The sequence below is a fragment of the Enterococcus sp. GPZ-007 genome, assembly GCF_059374735.1.
Genome location: NZ_JCAFYN010000099.1, coordinates 1 through 1,333 on the forward strand (window position 1 = coordinate 1; position 1,333 = coordinate 1,333).

Here is a 1,333-nt window from a genome sequence, read left to right on the forward strand (position 1 = left end):
TGGTGTTAGGATGATTTAGTGGACACATTTTGGGAGAGGACTATAATAGCCTCGAACGAAAGGAAGTTCGCTAAATGAAAAAATACAGTCAAGAAAGAAAAGACATGATCCTTCAACTCGTCGCAACTGGGAAACCAGTCGCCGAAATTTCCCGTGAATATGGCATTGCAGAACAAACAATTTATAAATGGAAGAAAAGCAACACGCCCGTTACTGGCAGTTCGTTGACTCCTGCTCAAATCAAACAGATGGAAAAAGAAATGACTCGGCTGCGTCAGGAGAACGAAATCTTAAAAAAAGCAATGGCTATATTCACGAAGTAAACTTACACAGTAAAATCCTCTTCATCGAAAATGAAAGCAAGGAGTATCCAACTCGGATGCTTCTACGAGTGATGAAAGTTGCGCCAAGCACGTATTACAAGGAGCTCAAACATACACCAAGTCAGCGTGAACTTGAAAATGAACGTATTGATAAAGCCATCTTATCGATTTACACAGACAGCAAGAAACGGTATGGTGCGTGGAAAATTCATCACCAGCTGATAGAACAAGGCTTTGATTTGTCGATCAAACGGGTGCAAAAACGGATGCGTCTCCTTGGCATCCATTCGATCACCGTAAAAAAATATCGTCCAACCAAGGCTTCTAAAGAGCGCGTTGAAGAACGGACAAATCTCTTAAACCAAGATTTCTCCACAACCAGCATCAATCAAAAATGGGCCGCTGATATCACGTACATCTCGACTGCAAAAGACGGCTGGACCTACCTAGCTTCTGTGATTGATCTTTATTCGAAAAAAATTATCGGCTACACGTACGCCAAACAGATGAACACTGAAATCGTGATGAGCGCGCTCGATTCCGCGATTCAAAATCAACAACCAACAGACGGACTGATCATCCAAACCGATCTTGGTTCGCAGTATACGAGCTCCGATTTCGAGGAAGCGTTGCGCACGAACAAGATGACGCACTCTTATAGTCGCAAAGGCACTCCATACGACAATTCCTGTATCGAATCGTTTCACGCGACATTGAAGAAAGAAGAAGTCTATCAAACGACCTATCATTCGTTTGAAGAAGCCAGACTAGAGCTATTTCAATATATTGAAGGATGGTACAACCGCAAGCGGATACATGGAGCAATCGGCTATCTGACACCACAACAGGCAGAAGACCAAGCTCGGCAGCACGTGCAATAGCTACTCACATTTTTTTGAACGAATCCACGAGAATCTCTTTTCATGATTTCAGAGAATGGTCAAACGATTTTGGTTTGACGATTGTCTGAAATCATGAAACAACTCGAGAGTGGATTGGTTTCAAAAAAA

1 protein-coding gene is annotated in these 1,333 nt (G+C 42.5%); it reads left to right on the forward strand.

What is annotated here, in order from left to right; genetic code table 11:
• The first annotated feature begins 74 nt into the window (after window positions 1-74).
• A protein-coding gene (locus AC4J95_RS21030; protein ID WP_113846326.1) for an IS3 family transposase occupies window positions 75-1,204 on the forward strand; the annotation gives its coding sequence in 2 pieces (ribosomal slippage) (window positions 75-303 and window positions 303-1,204; 1,131 coding nt in all).
• Window positions 1,205-1,333: the final 129 nt, after the last annotated feature.